Source organism: Blautia sp. CAG:237, assembly GCF_000436615.1.
GTDB lineage: Bacteria > Bacillota > Clostridia > Lachnospirales > Lachnospiraceae > Blautia_A > Blautia_A intestinihominis.
Genome location: NZ_FR886750.1, coordinates 250 through 1895 on the forward strand (window position 1 = coordinate 250; position 1646 = coordinate 1895).

A 1646-nucleotide genomic window follows, 5' to 3' on the forward strand; every position below is an offset into this window, starting at 1 on the left:
TCCAGATGCTGCATGGAACGTGTGATAGATGGTGTTGAGATATGGAATTTCTCTGCAACACGGGACAGCGTTCCGAGCTCTGCGAAAGCCACAAATTGTTCCAGTTCGTACAGATCCAGCATACTCGTCCTCCTGATTTACATTTCATTTTATGAAAAGCAGATTGCGATATAAATAGTGTACATTTTCGGGAAGAAACTGTAAAGTAGAAATTGAAAAAGGATTTACCGTAATTAGAAATTATATAGTTACAGCAAGCAAAATGAACAATCACATTTCAGAAAATTGGAGGTAAAGATCATGGAATATGTTACTCTGAACAACGGAATCAAAATGCCGAAACTTGGATATGGTGTTTATCAGACACCGCCGGAAGATACAAAACGCTGCGTACTGGATGCAATCGAGGTAGGATACCGCAGCATCGACACCGCACAGGCTTATTATAACGAAGAAGGTGTAGGAGCAGCACTCAGTGAATGCGGTCTGCCAAGAGAAGAGTTTTTCCTGACAACCAAGGTATGGATCACAAATGCCGGTTATGAGAAAGCAAGAGCTTCTATCGAAGAATCCATGAAAAAACTGCAGACAGAATATCTGGATCTTCTGCTGATTCATCAGCCATTTGGTGATTACTACGGAACCTATCGTGCAATGGAGGAATTTTACAAAGAAGGCAAGATCCGTGCGATCGGTATATCCAACTTCGGGCCGGACCGTTACCTTGATATCCAGCATTTTGCAGAAATAAAACCGGCTGTAAACCAGATCGAAACACATGTATTCCAGCAGCAGAAAGTTGCAAAAGAATATCTGAAAAAATACGGCTGCCAGATTGAATCCTGGGGACCGTTTGCAGAAGGCCGCAAGGATATGTTTACTAATCCGGTTCTTACAGAAATCGGTGCGAAATACGGAAAGACTGCCGCGCAGACAGCTCTGCGTTTCCTGCTCCAGAGCGATGTGGTCATTATTCCGAAATCTGTTCATAAGGACAGAATGCAGCAGAATTTTGACCTCTTTGATTTCAGCCTGACAGCAGAAGAGATGGCTGCTATTGAGAAACTGGATGGTGGAGAAAGCCTGTTCTTCTCACATTATGATCCAAAAACAGTAGAGTGGTTTATGTCTATTCTGTAAGATTTATAAGAGAAATTTTTTTGGTGAAAGGGGACGAAAACGATGGAAAAGCGTAGATTAAGAAATATTGAAGTATCTCCGAAATATCCAAATGTAGTCCCGATCCCTGGATCCAAGAACCAGGGAAGAATCCTCGAAAACCTCGGTTCCTGAAACGTAGAGCTGTCCGATGCAGAATTCCAGGCACTGGAAACAGCCCTTGATAAAATCCCTGTCCATGGACACAGAGGATTCTCCGAACAGCAGGGAAACAGCATGGCGAATTGGGGTAAGAAATAAATCCATTTATTCATAAAATTCAGTTCTTCTAAGTTGAGTATAAGGCTGCACTGCTCTTATGGCAGATGCGGCTTTAAGCTCGATATCAACATATAAAATCTGTTCTTTATCATCTGCTTTTGCAAGTACATTTCCATTCGCATCAACAACGATCGATTCACCGGAAAAATCCATATCTCCCTCTGCACCGACACGATTGCACATGGCAATGATGGTACTGTTCTGAA

At 42.3% G+C, this 1646-nt stretch carries 2 protein-coding genes; one reads left to right on the plus strand and one right to left on the minus strand.

What is annotated here, in order from left to right:
• The first annotated feature begins 300 nt into the window (after positions 1-300).
• Positions 301-1140 (plus strand): aldo/keto reductase, encoded by an 840-nt coding sequence (locus tag QZL69_RS09980; RefSeq protein ID WP_022215066.1) that lies wholly within the window; start codon positions 301-303, stop codon positions 1138-1140.
• Between the two features lie 285 nt (positions 1141-1425).
• Here the strand turns inward: QZL69_RS09980 and QZL69_RS09985 are convergent.
• Positions 1426-1646: nitrilase-related carbon-nitrogen hydrolase (locus QZL69_RS09985; protein WP_291519276.1), on the minus strand; the 221-nt coding region annotated here is incomplete at its 5' end.